The sequence below is a fragment of the Luteimonas padinae genome (assembly GCF_014652935.1).
In the GTDB taxonomy this organism is placed as follows: domain Bacteria; phylum Pseudomonadota; class Gammaproteobacteria; order Xanthomonadales; family Xanthomonadaceae; genus Luteimonas; species Luteimonas padinae.
Genome location: NZ_BMZT01000002.1, coordinates 329,061 through 347,186 on the forward strand (window position 1 = coordinate 329,061; position 18,126 = coordinate 347,186).

An 18,126-nucleotide genomic window follows, 5' to 3' on the forward strand; every position below is an offset into this window, starting at 1 on the left:
CTCAGCGGCTGGTGGCCACCGCGGCGTCGAGGAGGGCGGGGCGCTGCAGCTGCGCGCGCACCAGGCGCTCCATCATCCTGAGCTGGCGGTCGCCCAGCTGCAGCGCGGTGTCCACCCAGATCCGCGTGGTGTCCATCAGCTCCGCGTGCGGGATCGGGTCGATCGCATCGCGCACCCGGTGCAGCGCCAGCCGCGCGGCGGCGATGCGGCGGTTCTGCCGGATCACCTCGTTGACGGCACGCACGCCCTCGCCGGGCTCGGCCAGCACGTCGACGATGCCCATATCGTGCAGCGCCTCGCTGCTGTACATCACGCCGTCGAGCATCATCTGTTCGGCGCGCTTCGGACCGATGCGGCGCGATAGCAGCGAGTAGGCGCCCATGCCCGGGAAGAGGCCGAACAGGACCTCCGGGAAGCCCATCTGCACGCCGCGCTCGGCCACGATCGTCTGGCAGGCCAGCGCGAGCTCGAAGCCGCCGCCCAGCGCGTCGCCCTGGACCAGCGCCACGGTGTGTGCGTCCGGATGCAGGCGGGTGTGCAGCAGGTGGATGCTGTCGACGCATTCGGTGGCGTAGCGGAGCAGGCCTTCGCGGTCGCGCTGGCGGATCAGGCCCGCGAACAGCTCGAGGTCGCCACCGAGGTTGAAGACGTGCGCATCCGAGCCGATGACGATGTGCGACAGGGCCGGAGCCGGGCCCTCGGCCGCCGCGGACGCGGCCTGGCAGCCCTCGATCGCCTCCCGCGCGAACAGCCGGAGTTCACGCAGCAGCCGCGGGGAGAAGCATGGCCGGTACGAGGCGTCGCTGAAGGCCTGGCGGGCGTGCATGTGGCACCAGTGCGAGGCGTTGGACGGGTCGTGGGTGATGCGGAGCGTGGCCAGGTCCGTGGCGGTGTTGCCGTGAAGAAATTCGACGTTCATGTGGAGGTCCCCTGACGTGCAGGACGCCTCCGGCCGGGCCTGCCGGCGGAGTCCTGGAAAGATGATGAATGCCCGTTGCCGGGCATCTATGCGCCCATTTCCCCGCTTGGGCAAGCGGAGTGGACGCACCGGGGCAGGGGAGCCCGGCCGTCAGGGAAAAACTGTGAATTACGTCACATTAATGCGAGGGTGTTTCGTCGCGGAGCTCCCGCCGCAGGATCTTGCCCACATTCGTCTTGGGCAGCTCGTCACGGAACTCGATATAGCGCGGCTGCTTGTAGCCGGTGAGCTCGTTGCGGGCGTGGGCCTTGACCTGCTCGGCGGTGAGCGACGGGTCCTTCTTCACGATGACCAGCTTCACCGCCTCGCCCGACTTGTCGTCGGGCACGCCGACGGCGGCGACCTCGAGCACGCCGGGCATCATCGCGATCACGTCCTCGATCTCGTTCGGGTACACGTTGAAGCCCGACACCAGGATCATGTCCTTCTTGCGGTCGACGATGTAGAAGAAGCCGCCTTCGTCCATGCGCGCCATGTCGCCGGTGTGCAGCCAGCCGTCGGCATCGATCGCCGCGGCGGTGTCCTCGGGGCGCTGCCAGTAGCCGCGCATGACCTGAGGGCCCTTGATGCACAGCTCGCCCACTTCGCCGACGGGAAGCATGCGGCCTTCCTCGTCCTTGATGCAGGCGTCCGTCGACGGGATCGGCAGGCCGATGGCGCCGTTGTACTCGGCCAGGTCCATCGGGTTGATGCAGGCCGCGGGCGAGGTCTCGGTCAGGCCGTAGGCTTCGACCAGGGTCACGCCGGTCACCTTCTTCCAGCGCTCGGCCACCGAACGCTGCACGGCCATGCCGCCGCCCAGCGTCAGGCGCAGCTGCGAAAAGTCGACGTCCTCGAAGCCGGGCGTATTGAGCAGGCCGTTGAACAGCGTGTTGACGCCGGTGATGGCGGTGAAGGGCTCACGCTTGAGCTCCTTGACGAAGCCGGGCATGTCGCGCGGGTTGGTGATCAGGATGTTCTTGGCGCCGAACTTGGTGAACACCAGGCCGTTCGCGGTCAGCGCGAAGATGTGGTACAGCGGCAGCGCGGTGACGATCACTTCCTGGCCCGGTTTGGCCTGCTTGCTGACCCAGGCCGAGGCCTGCTGCATGTTGGCCACCAGATTGCGGTGGGTCAGCATCGCGCCCTTGGCGACGCCGGTGGTGCCGCCGGTGTATTGCAGGAAGGCGATGTCCTCGCGGTCGATGGCGACGTCGGGCACCGCGTGCGCCGCGCCGGCCTTCAGCGCGTCGCGGAAGCGGATCGTTCCCGCGATGGCGTAGTCGGGCACCATCTTCTTCACGTGCTTGACGACGAAGTTGACGATCGCGCCCTTGGGGAAGCCGAGCATGTCGCCCAGGCCGGTGGTGATGACCTTCTCGACCTTGCTGTCGGCCAGGACCTTCTGCACCACGTGGCCGAAGTTGTCGAGCACCAGGATCGCGCGCGCGCCGGAATCGACCAGCTGGTGGCGCAGTTCGCGCGCGGTGTACATCGGATTGGTGTTGACCACCGCGAGCCCCGCGCGCAGCGCGCCGAAGGTGGCGATCGGGTACTGCAGGCAGTTGGGCATCATGATCGCGATGCGATCGCCCTTCCTGAACTTCAACTCCCCGAGCAGGTAGGCCGCGAACTGCCGGCTCAGCGTGTCCAGCTCACCATAGGTGATGGACACGCCCATGTTGGAGAACGCGGGCTGGTCGCGGTACTTGTCGATCGCCTCCTGCAGCAGCGCCGGGATCGAGGGGTATTCGTCGGCGTCGATCTCGGCGGGAATCCCGTCCGGATAGTTCGCCAGCCATGGCCGTTCAGTGCTGCTCATTCATTCCCCCTCGGACGGTTGGCCGCCGGGTTTCGCGCCCGGCGCATCGATTCGATTGGATCACACGGTTCCGCGGCGCGGCAAGGCGCAGTGCAGCTATGCTGGCGCGGACCACGGGCGAACGGGGAACGGCATGGCGGCACGCGGACACTTCGATGCTGCGCCCCGGTGGCGCATCGCAGCCGCGCTGCTGCTCGTCGCGGCGATGGCCGCCTGCGCACGTCCACAGCCCGAGGAAGCGCTGCGCCAGGCGCTCGACGGGATCCAGGCGGCGATCGAGGCGCGCGATGCGGGGGAGGTGTCGGAGCATCTCAGCGACGACTTCATCGGGCCCGGCGGGCTCGATCGCGATGGCGCGCGACGCCTGGCCGCGCTGCACTTCATGCGCCACGGCGACGTGGGCGTGCTTCCGGGCCCGCTTGACATCGAGCTCCAGGACGACCACGCCCGCGTCCGCTTCAGCGCCGTGCTCTCCGGCGGCAGCGGCCGGCTGCTGCCCGACAGCGCCCAGGCCTGGCAGGTCGACACCGGCTGGCGCCTGGTCGATGGCGAGTGGCGGATGAGCAGCGCGGACTGGGCGCCGGTGATGCGCTGAAGGCCGAAGACTCCCTGCCTGCAGGAGCAGCTACAGCTGCGACCGCACAGCCCACCTCTGTAGGAGCAGCTACAGCTGCGACCGGGCAGCCCGGCAAGCACGGGTCGCAGCTGTAGCTGCTCCTACAGATACAGGGGGCGGGGTCAGGCGGCTTGGTGTCCGGCCAGCTGCCGCAGCACGTAGTGCAGCAGGCCGCCGTTGCGGAAGTACTCGACCTCCTTGGGCGTGAGCAGCATCACCGCAACTTCGAACGTAGTGCTGCGGCCGTCGGCCGCCGTGGCCGTGACCGTGGCACGCTTCGCGGCGCCGTCCTCCAGCCCGGTGACGGCATAGGTCTCGGTGCCGTCCAGACCCAGCGACTCCGCGCTCTGCCCGTCGATGAACTGCAGCGGCAGCACGCCCATGCCCACCAGGTTGGAGCGGTGGATGCGCTCGAAGCTTTCCGCAATCACCGCCTTGACGCCCAGCAGGTTGGTGCCCTTGGCCGCCCAGTCGCGCGAGGAGCCGGTGCCGTACTCCTTGCCGGCGATCACCACCAGCGGCGTGCCGTCGGCCTTGTACTTCATCGCCGCGTCGTAGATCGCCAGCTGTTCGCCTTCGCCGCCGTCCTTGCCGAAGTAGCGGGTGTAGCCGCCCTCGACGCCGTCGAGCATCCGGTTGCGGATGCGGATGTTGGCGAAGGTGCCGCGCACCATCACGTCGTCGTTGCCGCGGCGCGAGCCGTAGCTGTTGAAGTCCGCCGGCTGCACGCCGCGCGACTGCAGGAACAGGCCCGCGGGCGAGTCCTTCTTGATCGAGCCGGCGGGCGAGATGTGGTCGGTGGTGATCGAGTCGCCGAACAGGCCCAGCACGCGCGCGCCGTGGATGTCGTCGATGCTGCCGACCTCCATCGTCATGCCGTCGAAGTAGGGCGGGTTCTTGATGTAGGTCGAGGCCTCGTCCCAGGGGTAGAGCTCGCTTTCCGGCGAGGCCATCGCGTTCCAGCGCGCGTCGCCCTTGAACACGTCGGCGTAGTTCTGTGCGAACAGCTCCGGGCCCACAGTCGCGGCGATCATGTCGCCGATTTCCTTGTTGGAGGGCCAGATGTCGCGCAGGTAGACGTCCTTGCCGTCGGCATCCTGGCCCAGCGGCTCGCGGGTCAGGTCGATGTCGACCGTGCCGGCGATGGCATAGGCCACCACCAGCGGCGGCGAGGCGAGGTAGTTCATCTTCACCTCGGCGTGGATGCGGCCTTCGAAGTTGCGGTTGCCCGAGAGCACCGAGGCCACGGCGAGGTCGTTCTCGGCGATGCCCTTCGACACCGCTTCCGGCAGCGGGCCGGAGTTGCCGATGCAGGTGGTGCAGCCGTATCCGACCACGTAGAAACCGAGCTTCTCCAGGTCGTCCATCACCCCGGCCTTCTTCAGGTAGTCGGTGACCACCAGCGAGCCCGGGCCGAGCGAGGTCTTCACCCAGGGCGCGGCCTTGAGGCCCTTCGCCACGGCGTTGCGCGCCAGCAGGCCGGCGCCGAGCATCACAGCCGGGTTGGAGGTGTTGGTGCAGGAGGTGATCGCCGCGATCACCACCGAGCCGTCGCAAAGCTGGTGTTCGCCGTCACCGATGGTGATCTTCGACACCGGCTTGGCCGCCAGGCGCGCGGCCTGGGGCTGGTCGCCGCCCTCGGCCGCCAGTTCCTGCACCGCGCAGCCGACCTTGCGGTTGGCGACCAGGCCTTCGACGTTCTCGTTGAAGTTCGCCTTCATGTCCTCCAGCAGCACCCGGTCCTGCGGGCGCTTGGGGCCGGCCAGCGAGGGCTTGACGGTGCCCATGTCCAGCTCAAGCACGGAGGAGTAGGTGGCCTCGGCCTGGCCGGGTTCGTGCCACAGGCCCTGGGCCTTCGCATACGCCTCGACCAGCGCGATCTGTTCCTCGCTGCGGCCGGACAGGCGCAGGTAGCGGATCGCCTCGGCGTCGACCGGGAAGATGCCGCAGGTGGCGCCGTACTCGGGCGACATGTTGCCGATGGTGGCGCGGTCGGCCAGCGGCAGGTGCTGCAGGCCGTCGCCGAAGAACTCGACGAACTTCCCGACCACGCCATGCGCGCGCAGCATCTGGGTGACGGTGAGCACCAGGTCGGTGGCGGTGGCGCCCTCGGGCAGCTTGCCGGTGAGCTTGAAGCCGACCACCTGCGGGATCAGCATCGACGACGGCTGGCCGAGCATCGCGGCCTCGGCCTCGATGCCGCCCACGCCCCAGCCGAGCACGCCGATGCCGTTGATCATCGTGGTGTGGCTGTCGGTGCCGAACACGGTGTCCGGGAAGGCCCAGGTCTCGCCGTCGCCGCTCTCGTTGGGGATGCTGCGCTCCATCACCACGCGCGCCAGATGCTCCAGGTTCACCTGATGGACGATGCCGGTGTTGGGCGGCACCACCTTGAAGTCCTGGAAGGCGTTCTGGCCCCAGCGCAGGAAGCCGTAGCGCTCCTTGTTGCGGTCGAACTCGATCCGGCCGTTGAGGTCCAGCGCGTCCGGGCGGCCGAAGACATCGACCTGCACCGAGTGGTCGATCACCAGCTCCGACGGGATCAGCGGGTTGATCTGTTCGGGGCGGCCGCCCAGGCGGGCCACGGCATCGCGCATCGCGGCCAGGTCGACCACGCAGGGCACGCCGGTGAAGTCCTGCAGCACCACGCGCGCAGGCATGAAGGCGATCTCGGTGTCGGGCTCGGCCTTCGCGTCCCATCGCGCCACGGCCTCGATGTGCTCCTTGCCGACCGTGATCCCGCCGTCCTCGTGCCGGAGCAGGTTCTCCAGCAGGATCTTCATGGAGTAGGGCAGGCGGGCGAGGTCGAACTGCTGGCCGAGCTTCGCGAGGCTGGCATAGGTGTAGGACTTGCCGTTGACCTCGAGACGGTCGCGGGTGGAGAAGGAATCGGCCATGGCTGGGCTCCTTGGTTCGGATGGCTTGGCGGGCGGGCAGGCCGCCAGTGTACGGATGAATGCGTTACCGCTGCGTTCCCGGTATGTGGGCTTGGGTATGCATTGCAAGGTATGTACAATACATGCATACCGTTCCAGCCATGCCCCGACGGGCGGGAGGTCCCATGGAAGCCACCGTTGCCGAACGCGGCCAGATCACCCTGCCCAAGGCGGTGCGTGATGCCCTGGGGCTGACCAAGGGCACCACCCTGAAGGTTGAACTGGAAGGCGGGCGCATCATCCTGCGCAAGAACGTCGATGACGCTGTGTCGCGGGCCCGTGGCCGGTTCAAGCTGCCGCCCGGCGTCACCACCGACGACATCATGCGCGAACTGCGTGGGCGTGCGCCGGGTGACCCTCTGGAACCCTTCGAGGTGCTGCGCGAACCGGCCGATGCCGGCCAGGCGGGCGATGAATGATCGCCGTCGATACCAATGTACTGATCGACCTGCTCGGTGAAGACGCCCGGGCTGACGCGGCCGAAAGCTGCGTCCGCGATGCCCTGATGCTGGGGCCGGTCGTGGTCTGCGACGTGGTGGTGAGCGAAATCACCGCGGGCCTGGGCCACGGCGCGGACATCATGGACGTGGTCGAGGACATGGGTCTGAGCTACCTGCCGGTCGATCGCAGGGCGGCCATCCGCGCTGGTGAAATGCAGCGCCGCTTCAACCAGCGGCGCAAATCCTCGCGTAACAAGGAAGCACCGCGCACCGTGCCGGATTTCCTCGTCGGCGCCCACGCCATGCTCCAGTGCAATGCCTTGATCACCCGCGACGACGGCTTCTTCCGCGACTACTTCAAGGGCCTGAAGCTGATCGTGCCAAAGGCCACCTGAGAACAGCGTCCCCGCCGTGGCGGGAACGAAGCGACATCCACCACCTGTTTTTTCCCGGAGTCCCCACCATGTTGGAAGCCTATCGCCACCACGTGGCCGAACGCGCTGCGCTCGGCATCCCCGCGCTGCCGCTGACCGCGCAGCAGACCGCCGACGTCATCGAGCTGCTGAAGAACCCGCCGGCCGGCGAGGAGCAGTTCCTGCTCGACCTGCTGACCCACCGCGTGCCCGCGGGCGTGGACGATGCGGCCAAGGTCAAGGCCTCGTACCTGGCCGCCATCGCCTTCGGCAGCGAACAGAACGCGCTGATCAGCCGCGAGCGCGCCACGGAGCTGCTGGGCACGATGCTGGGTGGCTACAACGTCGCTCCGCTGGTCGAGCTGCTGGATGACGCGCGGCTGGGCGCCGTCGCCGCCGATGGCCTGAAGCACACCCTGCTGGTGTTCGATGCCTTCCACGACATCGAGGAGAAGGCGAAGGCCGGCAACGCCAACGCCCAGGCCGTGCTGCAGAGCTGGGCCGACGCCGAATGGTTCACCTCGAAGCCGGAGGTGCCGGAGTCGATGACCATCACCGTGTTCAAGGTGCCGGGCGAGACCAATACCGACGACCTGTCGCCGGCGCCGGACGCCACCACGCGCCCGGACATCCCGATGCATGCGCTGGCGATGCTGAAGAACAAGCGCCCCGACGCGCCCTTCGTGCCGGAAGAAGACGGCAAGCGCGGCCCGATCCAGGAGATCCTGTCGCTGAAGGAGAAGGGGCATCTCGTCGCCTACGTCGGCGACGTGGTCGGCACCGGTTCCAGCCGCAAGTCGGCCACCAACAGCGTGCTGTGGTGGACCGGCGAGGACATCCCCTACATCCCGAACAAGCGCTTCGGCGGCGTCTGCCTGGGCTCGAAGATCGCGCCGATCTTCTACAACACGATGGAGGACGCCGGCGCGCTGCCGATCGAGCTCGACGTGTCGAAGATGGAGCACGGCGACGTGGTCGAGCTGCGTCCCTACGACGGCAAGGCGCTGAAGGGCGGCGAAGTGATCGCCGAGTTCGAGGTCAAGAGCGAAGTGCTGTTCGACGAGGTGCGCGCCGGCGGCCGCATCCCGCTGATCATCGGCCGCGGCCTGACCGCGCGGGCCCGCGAGTCGCTGGGCCTGCCCGCCACCGCGCTGTTCCGCCAGCCGGCCGCGCCCGCCGACACCGGCAAGGGGTTCACGCTCGCGCAGAAGATGGTCGGCCGCGCCTGCGGCCTGGCGGAGGGGCAGGGCGTTCGCCCGGGCACCTACTGCGAGCCGAAGATGACCACCGTCGGTTCGCAGGACACCACCGGCCCGATGACCCGCGACGAGCTGAAGGACCTGGCCTGCCTGGGCTTCTCGTCGGACCTGGTGATGCAGTCGTTCTGCCACACCGCGGCCTATCCGAAGCCGGTGGACGTGAAGACGCACCACACGCTGCCGGAGTTCATCTCCACCCGCGGCGGCGTCTCGCTGCGCCCGGGCGACGGCATCATCCACAGCTGGCTCAACCGCATGCTGCTGCCCGACACCGTCGGCACTGGCGGCGACAGCCACACTCGCTTCCCGATCGGCATTTCCTTCCCGGCGGGCTCGGGCCTGGTCGCTTTCGCCGCGGCGACGGGCGTGATGCCGCTGGACATGCCCGAATCGGTGCTGGTGCGCTTCAAGGGCCAGCTGCAGCCGGGCGTGACCCTGCGTGACCTGGTGCACGCGATCCCGCTGTACGCGATCAAGGCGGGCCTGCTGACGGTTGCCAAGCAGGGCAAGAAGAACATCTTCTCCGGCCGCATCCTGGAGATCGAAGGCCTGCCGGACCTGAAGATCGAGCAGGCCTTCGAGCTGGCCGACGCCTCCGCCGAGCGCTCCGCCGCTGGCTGCACCGTGCGTCTGGACAAGGCGCCGATCATCGAATACCTCACCAGCAACATCGTGCTGCTGAAGTGGATGATCGCCGAAGGCTACGCCGACGCCCGCACCCTGCAGCGCCGCATCGCCAAAATGGAGCAGTGGCTGGCCGACCCGCAGCTGCTCGAGCCCGATGCCGACGCCGAGTACGCCGCGGTGATCGAGATCGACCTGGCCGAGATCGTCGAACCGATCGTGTGCTGCCCGAACGATCCGGACGATGCCAAGACCCTGTCCGACGTCGCCGGCGACACCATCGACGAGGTGTTCATCGGCTCGTGCATGACCAACATCGGCCACTTCCGCGCGGCTGCAAAGCTGCTGGAAGGCAAGCGCGACATCCCCACGCGCCTCTGGGTCGCGCCGCCGACCAGGATGGACGCCAGCGAGCTGACCAGGGAAGGCCACTACGGCACCTTCGGCGCCGCCGGCGCACGCATGGAGATGCCGGGCTGCTCGCTGTGCATGGGCAACCAGGCGCAGATCCGCGAGGGCGCCACCGCGATGTCGACCTCGACCCGCAACTTCCCGAACCGCCTGGGGCGCAACACCAACGTCTACCTGGGCTCGGCGGAGCTGGCCGCGATCTGCTCGCGCCTGGGCCGCATCCCGACCCGCGAGGAGTACATGGAAGGCGTGGGCGTGATCAGCGACAAGGGCGCGGAGATCTACCGGTACATGAACTTCGATCAGATCGAGGAGTACCGCGAGGTGGCGGAAGGGGCGTCGGCGGCCTGACCGGCACGTCGCGTCGACTGCGGAAACGCCCGGCATTGTCGGGCGTCTTCCGATCAGCGTTCCAGTCTGGAGATTCACATGCGTGAAGGGCAACGGCGGATGTCAGCGGCCGGCAAACTCTTTTCCCTCGTCGCCCTGGTCGAAGCATTTACCTGGGCGGGGCTGCTCGTGGGCATGTACCTGAAGTACGTCAGCGGCACGACCGATCTTGGCGTCTGGCTGTTCGGCCGCCTCCACGGCGGCGCGTTCCTGCTCTACGTGGTCGTCGCGTTCGCCGCGGGTGTCAGGCTGCGTTGGCCGATGTGGGCCCTGCTGGTCGCGGTGCTTGCGGCGATCCCGCCGCTGGTGACCCTGCCACTCGAGTACTGGTTCCGCCGCCGCGGCCTGCTGTCGCAGGTGGTGATTGCAAGGAACCCCGGCCCAGAACTCACGGGGAAGGCCTGACGGAAACCGGGCTGCGCAGCGGCTTCGCGCTGCAGGCAGCATGAAACGCGCAGTTGCCAGGCTGCGCTCAGCCGGAAACCTGCAGCAGCACCAGCCGCCACAGCGGCAAGGTCACCAGCGACAGCACGATCCCGTACCCCACGATCGCAGCCGCCAATCGCGGCGCCAGCCCATGCGTGATCGCCAGCGCGGCGGCGGTGATCATCGGCGGCATCGCGGTTTCCAGCACGCCCACCTGCAGCACGTCGCCACGCATGCCCAGCAGCCAGGCCACCGGCAGCGAAAGCAGAGGCAACAGCACCAGCTTCAGCGCCAGCCCGGTCGCCAGCGGCGCGATCTCGTCGCGCGGCAGGCGCAGCTGGATGCCCAGGCCCACGGCCAGCATCACCAGCATCACCAGTACGCCGGACAGGCGCTCCAACGCGAGGGCGATCCACTGCGGCGGCTGCTCCGGCATCAGCGTGAGTCCGAACACCAGCGCCCAGATCGGCGGGAAACGGACGATGCGCAGCGCGATCGCCCGCGCCGACGGCGCGCTGTCGCCGCTGCCGCGCGCCAGCACGATCATGCCGACGGTGGACAGCAGCAGGAAGGTGCCGAACTGGTCGTAGACCACGGCATAGGGAATGGCCTGCCCGCCGAGCAGCGCCTCGACCATCGGGAAGCCGACATAGCTGGTGTTGCCGAGCATCGTCAGCAGCACCAGCACCACCATTTCATCGCGCCGGAAATGCAGCCAGCGTGACGCGAGCTGCACCATGGCCCACGCCACGCCGGCCACCAGCCACGGCAGCGCCGCCAGCGCGAACAGCGACACGTCGAAGCGCAGCTTCGGCACGTTGAGCAGGATCGCCGCCGGCAGGCAGACGTAGAGCACCAGCAGGTTCAACGTTTCCGCCGCGTTGGCCGGCAGCACGCGCAGGCGCGCGAACACCATGCCCAAGGCCAGCATCGCGAGCATCAACGCAAACGCATCAAAGGCCATCAGTAGTCCGCGTCAACCCGTTCTGATTCGCGCGAATCCGTGGCTGAAAGTGCTTCCGCAACTCTTCAGCCCAGCAGATCCTCCACCGCCCGCGCCATCGCGCCGCGCTGGAACAGGAAGTCCCAGGGGCTGCCGCCGGACTGCCGCCACAGCACCGCCGAGCGCAGCGCCGCCAGCAGCATCGCCCGGATCTCGGCCACGATCGCGGCCTGGCCCAGGTAGTGCGGGTTGCCCTGCACCAGCACGCGCGGGCGCAGGTGGCTGACGGTATCCGCGTAGAGCGCGCCGAGCTTCGTCAGCACCTCCGGATGCGCGGTGCCCAGGCGCCCGGCGTCGTGGCGGGCGGCGAGGATCCCCTCGTGCACGCGGCGCGCGATGTCGTCGTCCTGGACGAAGCGGCGCTCGAGCTGGGTCACCGCCAGCGCGAGCTTCGGCAGCAGGGGGTCCTGGCCCTTGTTGGCCAGGTAGTCGCGCACCAGCATCAGGCCGGGGCGAACGTTGGGCACGCCGCCGTAGACGTCCGCGGCCGAGTCGGCGTCGATGCGGAACACGCTGCCCAGCGCTGTTTCGAGCACGGTGCCTTCGGCCTGGCCGGTCTCGGCCACGCGGCGCACCTGGCGCAGGGCCTGGGCCAGGCCAGCCAGCGCCAGCATGCGGTCGTGCATGTCGCTCATGCCGGGGCCCCCGTGCCGTGGGCGGCAGGGGCGTCGGTGGACGCGATCACCGCGCCGCCCAGACAGGCCTCGCCCTGGTACAGCACCACGGACTGGCCCGGGGTCACGGCGCGCTGGGGTCGCAGGAAGGCGACCTGCAGGGTCCCGGTATCGTCAACGCTCACTTCGCATGGCTCCTCTGGCTGCCGGTAGCGCGTCTGCGCCGTGCAGCTGAAACGGGTGGACGGCGGCGCGCCGGCGATCCAGTGTGCGGCTTCGCTGCGCAGGCTGCGTGACATCAGGTATGGGCTGTCGTGGCCCTGGTCAACCGTCAGCACGTTGGTGGCGACGTCCTTGCCGACCACGTACCAGGGCTTGTCGTCGAAGCCGCGGCGGCCGCCGATGTGCAGGCCCTCGCGCTGGCCGAGGGTGTAGTAGAACACGCCGGGATGTTCGCCCACGTCCTGGCCGTCGGGCGTGCGGATCGCGCCTGGCCGGGCCGGCAGGTACTGGCCGAGGAATTCGCGGAAGTCGCGCTCGCCGACGAAGCAGATGCCGGTCGAATCCTTCTTGGCGGCGGTCGGAAGCCCGGCGGCCGCGGCCATCGCGCGCACTTCGTCCTTGTGCAGGTGGCCCAGCGGGAAGAGGGTCGCCGCCAGCTGCTCCTGTCCCAGCTGGTGCAGGAAGTAGCTCTGGTCCTTGCCGCGGTCGGCCGCGCGCAGCAGGCGCCAGCGGCCGCCCGCGAAGTCGACGCGGGCGTAGTGTCCGGTGGCGATGCGCGCCGCGCCCAGCTCGCGGACAGCGTCGAGGAAATGCTTGAACTTGATCTCGCGGTTGCACAGCACGTCCGGATTCGGCGTGCGCCCGGCGGCGTACTCGGCCAGGAAATGCTCGAACACACCTGCCCAGTACTCGCCCGAGAAGTCGCGGAAGTGGATCGGGATGCCGAGCCGCCCACAGACCGCGACGGCGTCGCGGCGGTCCTCGTCGGCGCGGCAGTGGCCGCTGCCGTCGTCGGCCCAGTTGTCCATGAACAGTCCGGCGATCGCGACCCCGGCGTCGCGCAGCACCAGTGCGGCGACCGAGGAGTCCACGCCGCCGGACATGCCGACGATGGCGTCGGGCGCCGCCATCAGCGCACCGAGCGCAGCAGCGACAGCGGCTGCCGGCTGCCGGCCAGGTGGTCGGCGACGACCTGCCAGACCAGCGGACTGCGGTGACGGGCGGCCTCGGCCTGCAGCTCCGCCGGCGTCAGCCAGAGGGCACGCACGATGCCTTCGTCCAGCTCGCGCGCCGGATCGTGCGACAGCGGGCGCGCGGCGAAGGCGAAGCGCAGGTAGTGCCGCCCGGGGCTGCCGTCGGGCAGGGTGGGCGAGGTCCACTGGTAGGCGCCGATGAACGCGGTGGGCTCGACCGTCCAGCCCGACTCCTCCAGCGTTTCGCGCACGGCGGCGTCGACCAGGTCCTCGTCCGGTTCCAGATGGCCGGCGGGCTGGTTGAGCACGAGGCGGCCGCCGGAGCGCTCCTCCACGCACAGCACGCGGCCGCCGTCGACCACCACCGTGGCGACGGTGACATCGGGCTGCCAGAACCGTCCCTGCCGGTAGGTCATGGACGGCCTGGTCCACGCGCGTGGCAGCGCGCCGGGCGGTGGCGGTGGAACGGCATCGGGCGGGCAGGGCGCATGCGGCAACCGGTCTGGAATGGCTCATTTTCGCCCGCCGGCATGGGGCCGTCCACCGGGCGCACCGGTATAATCACGGCCATGAGCCACCATGCAGGACACGAGCGCGACCACGGCGTCGCCGTCGAGACCGGTCGCCCCGAGCTGGCGCGGCCGCCGCTGTACTCGGTCCTGCTGCTGAACGACGACTACACGCCGATGGATTTCGTGGTCGAAGTGCTGGTCCGCTTCTTCGGCATGGACATCGAGCGCGCCACCCAGGTGATGCTGCACGTCCACACCCGCGGCCGCGGCGTCTGCGGTGTGTTCACCCGCGACGTGGCCGAGTCCAAGGTCGCCCAGGTCAACGAGTACGCCCGCCTGAACCAGCATCCGCTGCTGGCGACCGCCGAGAAGGCCTGACCCGCGGCGGCGGGTTGCCCGCTGTCCTTCGTCCACCACCCGATCCTCATGCCCGCATGGGGCACGATGACGCGCAGGTCGTCGTCGCGGGCGCCGCGCCGGCGGCAACGGCCATCGGCGGCGCTTGCCAAGCCCGCGCGCAAAGGCCTACAACGGGTGCAAGGACCGGCATGGAATTCGCTGCCCGCGCCCCCATCTGGTCCATAGTGAAATCCGGAGGCAGACGCCCCATGTTCAGCAAGGATCTCGAGTACAGCATCGGCCAGTGCTACAAGCGCGCCCGCGAGGCGCGCGACGAGTACATGACGGTCGAACACCTGCTGCTGGCATTGCTCGACAACCCGTCCGCGGAAACCGTGCTCAAGGCCTGCGGCACCGACTTCCATCGCCTGCGCTCGGATCTGGAGCAGGCGATCGCGAGCTCCGTGTCGCGCCTGGCCGACGACGACGGCCGCGACACCCAGCCCACGCTCGGCTTCCAGCGCGTGCTGCAGCGCGCGGTCTACCACGTGCAGTCCTCGGGCAGGAAAGAGGTCAGCGGCGCCAACGTGCTGGTGGCCATCTTCGGCGAGAAGGACTCGCACGCGGTCTACTTCCTCAACCAGCAGGACGTCACCCGACTGGACGTGGTGAACTACCTGTCGCACGGCATCGCGCGCGCGGGCGAGGAGGCTTCGCCCGAATCCGGCGATCCCGATGCCAAGGCCGAAGGCGCGGAAGGCGACGGCAAGGGCGACGCGCTGGCCGAGTTCGCCGCCGACCTCAACGCACTGGCGCGCCAGGGGAAGATCGACCCGCTGGTGGGGCGCGCCGACGAGATCGAGCGCACCATCCAGGTGCTGTGCCGCCGCCGCAAGAACAACCCGCTGTACGTGGGCGAGGCCGGCGTCGGCAAGACCGCGATCGCGGAAGGCCTGGCCAAGCGCATCGTCGACGGCGAGGTGCCCGAAGTGCTGGCGCACGCCACCATCTACTCGCTCGACCTGGGCGCGCTGGTGGCCGGCACCAAGTACCGCGGCGACTTCGAGAAGCGGCTGAAGGCGGTGCTGGCCGCGGTCGGCAAGCACGAGGGCGCGATCCTGTTCATCGACGAGATCCACACCATCATCGGCGCCGGCTCGGCGTCGGGCGGCACCATGGACGCGTCGAACCTGATCAAGCCGGCCCTGGCCTCGGGCGAACTGCGCTGCATCGGTTCGACCACCTTCCAGGAATACCGCGGCATCTTCGAGAAGGACCGCGCGCTGGCGCGGCGCTTCCAGAAGATCGACATCGTCGAGCCCACCGTGGGCGAGACCTACGAGATCCTGCAGGGCCTGAAGCCGAAGTACGAGGCCCACCACGACGTGACCTACGCCGACGAGGCGCTGCGCGCAGCCGTCGACCTTTCGGTCAAGCACATCGGCGACCGCCTGCTGCCGGACAAGGCCATCGACGTGATCGACGAGGCCGGTGCCCGCCAGCGGCTGCTGCCGGTCGACGCGCGCAAGTCGCTGATCGACGTCGAGGAGGTCGAGGCCATCGTGGCGAAGATGGCGCGGATCCCGGCCAAGCAGGTCAGCGCGTCCGACAAGGACGTGCTGCAGCACCTCGAGCGCAACCTGAAGATGGTCATCTTCGGCCAGGATCCGGCGATCGGGACGCTCACCAGCGCGATCAAGCTGGCGCGCTCGGGTCTCGGCAATCCGGACAAGCCGATCGGCAACTTCCTGTTCGCCGGCCCCACCGGCGTCGGCAAGACCGAAGTCACCCGCCAGCTGGCCCTGCAGCTGGGCATCGAGCTGGTGCGCTTCGACATGTCCGAATACATGGAGCCGCATTCGGTCAGCCGCCTGATCGGCGCCCCGCCGGGCTACGTCGGTTTCGACCAGGGCGGCCTGCTGACCGAGAAGATCGTCAAGACCCCGCACTGCGTGCTGCTGCTCGACGAGGTGGAGAAGGCGCATCCGGACATCTTCAACATCCTGCTGCAGGTGATGGACCGCGGCATCCTGACCGACACCAACGGGCGCGAGGCCAACTTCCGCAACGTGGTGCTGGTGATGACCACCAACGCCGGCGCCTCGCAGGCCGCGCGGCGCACCATCGGCTTCACCCAGCAGGACCACAGCACCGATGCGATGGAGGTGATCCGCAAGGGCTTCACCCCGGAGTTCCGCAACCGCCTGGATGCCATCGTGCAGTTCCAGCCTCTGGGCCTGGAGCACATCCTGCGCGTGGTCGACAAGTTCATCATCGAACTCGAGGAGCAGCTGCACGAGAAGGGCGTGAGCCTGGCGGCGACGCCGGCCGCGCGCGAGTGGCTGGCCCAGCACGGCTTCGACCCGCTGATGGGCGCGCGGCCGATGGCGCGCGTCATCCAGGACAAGGTGAAGCGGCCGCTGGCCGATGAACTGCTGTTCGGAAAGCTGCTGGGCGGCGGCCGGGTCTCGATCGACGTGGTCGATGGCGAGCTGGTGCTCGACGTGCAGGCCGAGCCGGAGAAGCTGCTGCCTGCAACCGTCGACTGACGGCGCCGCGCCCTCGCCAGTATCCCGGCGCGGGCGTGACTGACCGGCCGGCGTTCGACCGATGGCACGGGCCGAAATGCTCGCGTGGGGATTGCACTCTGCAACAATCCTTGTATAGTTGTAATCATGGACGATGAATCCGCCGTCTCCGCGCTGTCCGCCCTCGCGCATGCCGACCGCCTGGCCGCCTTCCGCCTGCTGGTTCGCGCCGGCTTCGAGGGCGTGCCTTCGGGCGCGATCGCCGAGGCACTGTCGATTCCGGCGACGCGCATGAGCTTCCACCTGGCGACGCTCGAGCGCGCGGGCCTGCTGCGCTGCTGGCGCGATGGCAGGCACGTCCGCTACGCCGCCAGCTACGACGACATGCGCGAGCTGCTGGCCTTCCTCACCGCAGACTGCTGCAACGGCAATCCCGAAATCTGTGCATGAGCATTTCCGAACAGCTCCTGGCCTGAGGCACCGGCATGGCGATCACGATCTACCACAATCCCGCCTGCGGCACGTCCCGCAACACCCTCGAAATGCTGCGCCAGTCCGGCGAGCACCCCCAGGTCATCGAATACCTGCGGACACCGCCCTCGCGCGAACGGTTGCTGGAGTTGATCGCCGCGATGGGCATCTCGCCGCGCGAAGTCCTGCGCGAGAAAGGCACGCCGTATGCGGAACTCGGGCTGGATGACCCAGCGCTCCTCGACGAGGACCTGGTAGACGCGATGCTGGCGCATCCGATCCTGATCAACCGCCCGATTGTGGTCACCCGTCGCGGTGCGGCACTCTGCCGGCCGCCCGAAAAGGTGCTTGCGCTGCTCGACCATCCGGTGGCGTCGTTCACGAAGGAAGACGGCGAAGTGGTCACTGCAGGCGGGACGTTGACGTGAGCGATCCGGTTCTGATGGATCTGCCGAACATCGACCCCGCGCAGCTCGCCCCGATCGACGTGGACGCGCTGGCCGCCCCGGGCGATCCGGTGCACCCGCCATGCATCCTGATTCTTTACGGTTCGCTGCGCGAGCGTTCCTATTCGAGGCTGCTGGCCGAGGAAGCCGGCCGGCTCCTGCGCTGGTACGGCTGCGAGGTGCGAATCTTCGATCCACGCGATCTGCCGCTGCCCGACGGCGCGCCTGCGGACCATCCGAAGGTGGCCGAGCTGCGGGAACTCGCCGACTGGTCGGAGGGCATGGTGTGGATCAGCCCGGAGCGCCACGGCGCCATGACCGGAATCATGAAGGCGCAAATCGACTGGATTCCGCTGTCCCAGGGCGCGAAGCGGCCGACGCAGGGCAAGACGCTCGCGGTGATGCAAGTGTCCGGAGGCTCGCAGAGCTTCAACGCCGTCAACCAGCTGCGCGTGCTCGGCCGCTGGATGCGCATGGTGACGATCCCGAACCAGTCGTCGGTTGCGAAGGCCTACCAGGAATTCGACGAGGCCGGCCGCATGAAGCCGTCGGCCTTCTACCAGCGCGTCGTCGACGTGTGCGAGGAGCTGGTCAAGTTCACCTGGCTCGTGCGCGGCCGATCGGCCTACCTGACCGACCGCTATTCCGAGCGGGTCGAGACCGCCGAAGAGTTGTCCAGCCGCGTCGACCAGCGCGCCATCTGACCTCGGCGGAAGCGCACC

At 68.7% G+C, this 18,126-nt stretch carries 17 protein-coding genes; 10 read left to right on the plus strand and 7 right to left on the minus strand.

Annotated elements, in window-relative coordinates:
- Position 1 precedes the first annotated feature (1 nt).
- Together IE168_RS03300 and IE168_RS03305 are read right to left on the minus strand one after the other, a co-directional pair.
- A complete protein-coding gene (locus tag IE168_RS03300; RefSeq protein ID WP_189495183.1) occupies positions 2 to 919 on the minus strand; it encodes a crotonase/enoyl-CoA hydratase family protein in 918 nt (305 codons plus the stop codon).
- A gap of 178 nt (positions 920 to 1,097) precedes the next feature.
- A complete protein-coding gene (locus tag IE168_RS03305) occupies positions 1,098 to 2,780 on the minus strand; it encodes a long-chain fatty acid--CoA ligase (protein ID WP_189495185.1) in 1,683 nt (560 codons plus the stop codon).
- A gap of 133 nt (positions 2,781 to 2,913) precedes the next feature.
- Here IE168_RS03305 and IE168_RS03310 point away from each other — a divergent pair, with 133 nt between their 5' ends.
- Positions 2,914 to 3,375, plus strand: a complete 462-nt coding sequence (locus IE168_RS03310; protein WP_229823046.1) for a nuclear transport factor 2 family protein — start codon at positions 2,914 to 2,916, stop codon at positions 3,373 to 3,375.
- Between the two features lie 143 nt (positions 3,376 to 3,518).
- Here the strand turns inward: IE168_RS03310 and acnA are convergent, their stop codons facing one another.
- Positions 3,519 to 6,293: an aconitate hydratase AcnA gene (gene acnA, locus IE168_RS03315; RefSeq protein WP_189495187.1), complete on the minus strand. Its 2,775-nt coding sequence runs from the start codon at positions 6,291 to 6,293 to the stop codon at positions 3,519 to 3,521.
- Positions 6,294 to 6,457: 164 nt separating this feature from the next.
- Between acnA and IE168_RS03320 the strand changes: the two genes are divergently transcribed.
- From IE168_RS03320 to IE168_RS03335, 4 genes are all read left to right on the plus strand, one after another.
- Positions 6,458 to 6,751, plus strand: coding sequence for an AbrB/MazE/SpoVT family DNA-binding domain-containing protein (locus tag IE168_RS03320; protein ID WP_189495189.1), 294 nt, complete (start codon positions 6,458 to 6,460; stop codon positions 6,749 to 6,751).
- Positions 6,748 to 7,167 carry a type II toxin-antitoxin system VapC family toxin gene (locus IE168_RS03325; protein WP_189495191.1) on the plus strand — a complete coding sequence of 140 codons (420 nt, stop codon included), beginning with the start codon at positions 6,748 to 6,750 and terminating at the stop codon, positions 7,165 to 7,167. The genes IE168_RS03320 and IE168_RS03325 overlap by 4 nt, the downstream gene beginning before the upstream one ends.
- A 68-nt stretch (positions 7,168 to 7,235) precedes the next feature.
- On the plus strand, positions 7,236 to 9,830 hold the full coding sequence (gene acnB, locus IE168_RS03330) for a bifunctional aconitate hydratase 2/2-methylisocitrate dehydratase (RefSeq protein WP_189495193.1): 2,595 nt from the start codon (positions 7,236 to 7,238) through the stop codon (positions 9,828 to 9,830).
- Positions 9,831 to 9,929: 99 nt separating this feature from the next.
- The gene (locus IE168_RS03335) at positions 9,930 to 10,274 is read left to right on the plus strand and encodes a DUF3817 domain-containing protein (protein WP_189495313.1); all 345 of its coding nucleotides are present in this window, start codon (positions 9,930 to 9,932) and stop codon (positions 10,272 to 10,274) included.
- Between the two features lie 67 nt (positions 10,275 to 10,341).
- Here IE168_RS03335 and IE168_RS03340 read toward each other — a convergent pair whose 3' ends face one another.
- The 4 genes from IE168_RS03340 to IE168_RS03355 form a co-directional block, all read right to left on the minus strand.
- Positions 10,342 to 11,259, minus strand: a complete 918-nt coding sequence (locus tag IE168_RS03340) for an AEC family transporter (RefSeq protein WP_189495195.1) — start codon at positions 11,257 to 11,259, stop codon at positions 10,342 to 10,344.
- Between the two features lie 65 nt (positions 11,260 to 11,324).
- The gene (locus tag IE168_RS03345; protein WP_386660322.1) at positions 11,325 to 11,924 is read right to left on the minus strand and encodes a lysogenization protein HflD; all 600 of its coding nucleotides are present in this window, start codon (positions 11,922 to 11,924) and stop codon (positions 11,325 to 11,327) included.
- Between the two features lie 5 nt (positions 11,925 to 11,929).
- Complete coding sequence (gene mnmA / locus IE168_RS03350) at positions 11,930 to 13,045, minus strand: tRNA 2-thiouridine(34) synthase MnmA (RefSeq protein WP_189495200.1); 1,116 nt, start codon at positions 13,043 to 13,045, stop codon at positions 11,930 to 11,932.
- Entirely contained in the window at positions 13,045 to 13,524 is a 480-nt protein-coding gene (locus tag IE168_RS03355) for an NUDIX hydrolase (RefSeq protein WP_189495202.1), read from the minus strand. Before IE168_RS03355 ends, mnmA begins: the two co-directional genes overlap by 1 nt.
- Positions 13,525 to 13,677: 153 nt before the next feature.
- Between IE168_RS03355 and clpS the strand changes: the two genes are divergently transcribed.
- The 5 genes from clpS to arsH all read left to right on the plus strand — a co-directional run bounded on the left by clpS (position 13,678) and on the right by arsH (position 18,108).
- Complete coding sequence (gene clpS, locus IE168_RS03360; RefSeq protein WP_189495204.1) at positions 13,678 to 13,998, plus strand: ATP-dependent Clp protease adapter ClpS; 321 nt, start codon at positions 13,678 to 13,680, stop codon at positions 13,996 to 13,998.
- Between the two features lie 230 nt (positions 13,999 to 14,228).
- Entirely contained in the window at positions 14,229 to 16,508 is a 2,280-nt protein-coding gene (clpA, locus tag IE168_RS03365) for an ATP-dependent Clp protease ATP-binding subunit ClpA (RefSeq protein WP_189495207.1), read from the plus strand.
- Between the two features lie 126 nt (positions 16,509 to 16,634).
- Entirely contained in the window at positions 16,635 to 16,937 is a 303-nt protein-coding gene (locus IE168_RS03370; RefSeq protein ID WP_132999799.1) for an ArsR/SmtB family transcription factor, read from the plus strand.
- A 35-nt stretch (positions 16,938 to 16,972) separates the two neighbouring features.
- Positions 16,973 to 17,386 (plus strand): arsenate reductase (glutaredoxin), encoded by a 414-nt coding sequence (gene arsC / locus IE168_RS03375; RefSeq protein WP_189495209.1) that lies wholly within the window; start codon positions 16,973 to 16,975, stop codon positions 17,384 to 17,386.
- 14 nt (positions 17,387 to 17,400) lie between these two features.
- A complete protein-coding gene (arsH, locus tag IE168_RS03380) occupies positions 17,401 to 18,108 on the plus strand; it encodes an arsenical resistance protein ArsH (protein WP_189495315.1) in 708 nt (235 codons plus the stop codon).
- Positions 18,109 to 18,126 lie beyond the last annotated feature (18 nt).

Bases quoted from the DNA above. Each gene is read 5' to 3' on its own strand.
- IE168_RS03300 (WP_189495183.1), bottom strand. From the start codon at position 919: ATGAACGTCGAATTTCTTCACGGCAACACCGCCACGGACCTGGCCACG.
- IE168_RS03305 (WP_189495185.1), bottom strand. From the start codon at position 2,780: ATGAGCAGCACTGAACGGCCATGGCTGGCGAACTATCCGGACGGGATT.
- IE168_RS03310 (WP_229823046.1), top strand. From the start codon at position 2,914: ATGGCGGCACGCGGACACTTCGATGCTGCGCCCCGGTGGCGCATCGCA.
- acnA (WP_189495187.1), bottom strand. From the start codon at position 6,293: ATGGCCGATTCCTTCTCCACCCGCGACCGTCTCGAGGTCAACGGCAAG.
- IE168_RS03320 (WP_189495189.1), top strand. From the start codon at position 6,458: ATGGAAGCCACCGTTGCCGAACGCGGCCAGATCACCCTGCCCAAGGCG.
- IE168_RS03325 (WP_189495191.1), top strand. From the start codon at position 6,748: ATGATCGCCGTCGATACCAATGTACTGATCGACCTGCTCGGTGAAGAC.
- acnB (WP_189495193.1), top strand. From the start codon at position 7,236: ATGTTGGAAGCCTATCGCCACCACGTGGCCGAACGCGCTGCGCTCGGC.
- IE168_RS03335 (WP_189495313.1), top strand. From the start codon at position 9,930: ATGTCAGCGGCCGGCAAACTCTTTTCCCTCGTCGCCCTGGTCGAAGCA.
- IE168_RS03340 (WP_189495195.1), bottom strand. From the start codon at position 11,259: ATGGCCTTTGATGCGTTTGCGTTGATGCTCGCGATGCTGGCCTTGGGC.
- IE168_RS03345 (WP_386660322.1), bottom strand. From the start codon at position 11,924: ATGCACGACCGCATGCTGGCGCTGGCTGGCCTGGCCCAGGCCCTGCGC.
- mnmA (WP_189495200.1), bottom strand. From the start codon at position 13,045: ATGGCGGCGCCCGACGCCATCGTCGGCATGTCCGGCGGCGTGGACTCC.
- IE168_RS03355 (WP_189495202.1), bottom strand. From the start codon at position 13,524: ATGACCTACCGGCAGGGACGGTTCTGGCAGCCCGATGTCACCGTCGCC.
- clpS (WP_189495204.1), top strand. From the start codon at position 13,678: ATGAGCCACCATGCAGGACACGAGCGCGACCACGGCGTCGCCGTCGAG.
- clpA (WP_189495207.1), top strand. From the start codon at position 14,229: ATGTTCAGCAAGGATCTCGAGTACAGCATCGGCCAGTGCTACAAGCGC.
- IE168_RS03370 (WP_132999799.1), top strand. From the start codon at position 16,635: ATGGACGATGAATCCGCCGTCTCCGCGCTGTCCGCCCTCGCGCATGCC.
- arsC (WP_189495209.1), top strand. From the start codon at position 16,973: ATGGCGATCACGATCTACCACAATCCCGCCTGCGGCACGTCCCGCAAC.
- arsH (WP_189495315.1), top strand. From the start codon at position 17,401: ATGGATCTGCCGAACATCGACCCCGCGCAGCTCGCCCCGATCGACGTG.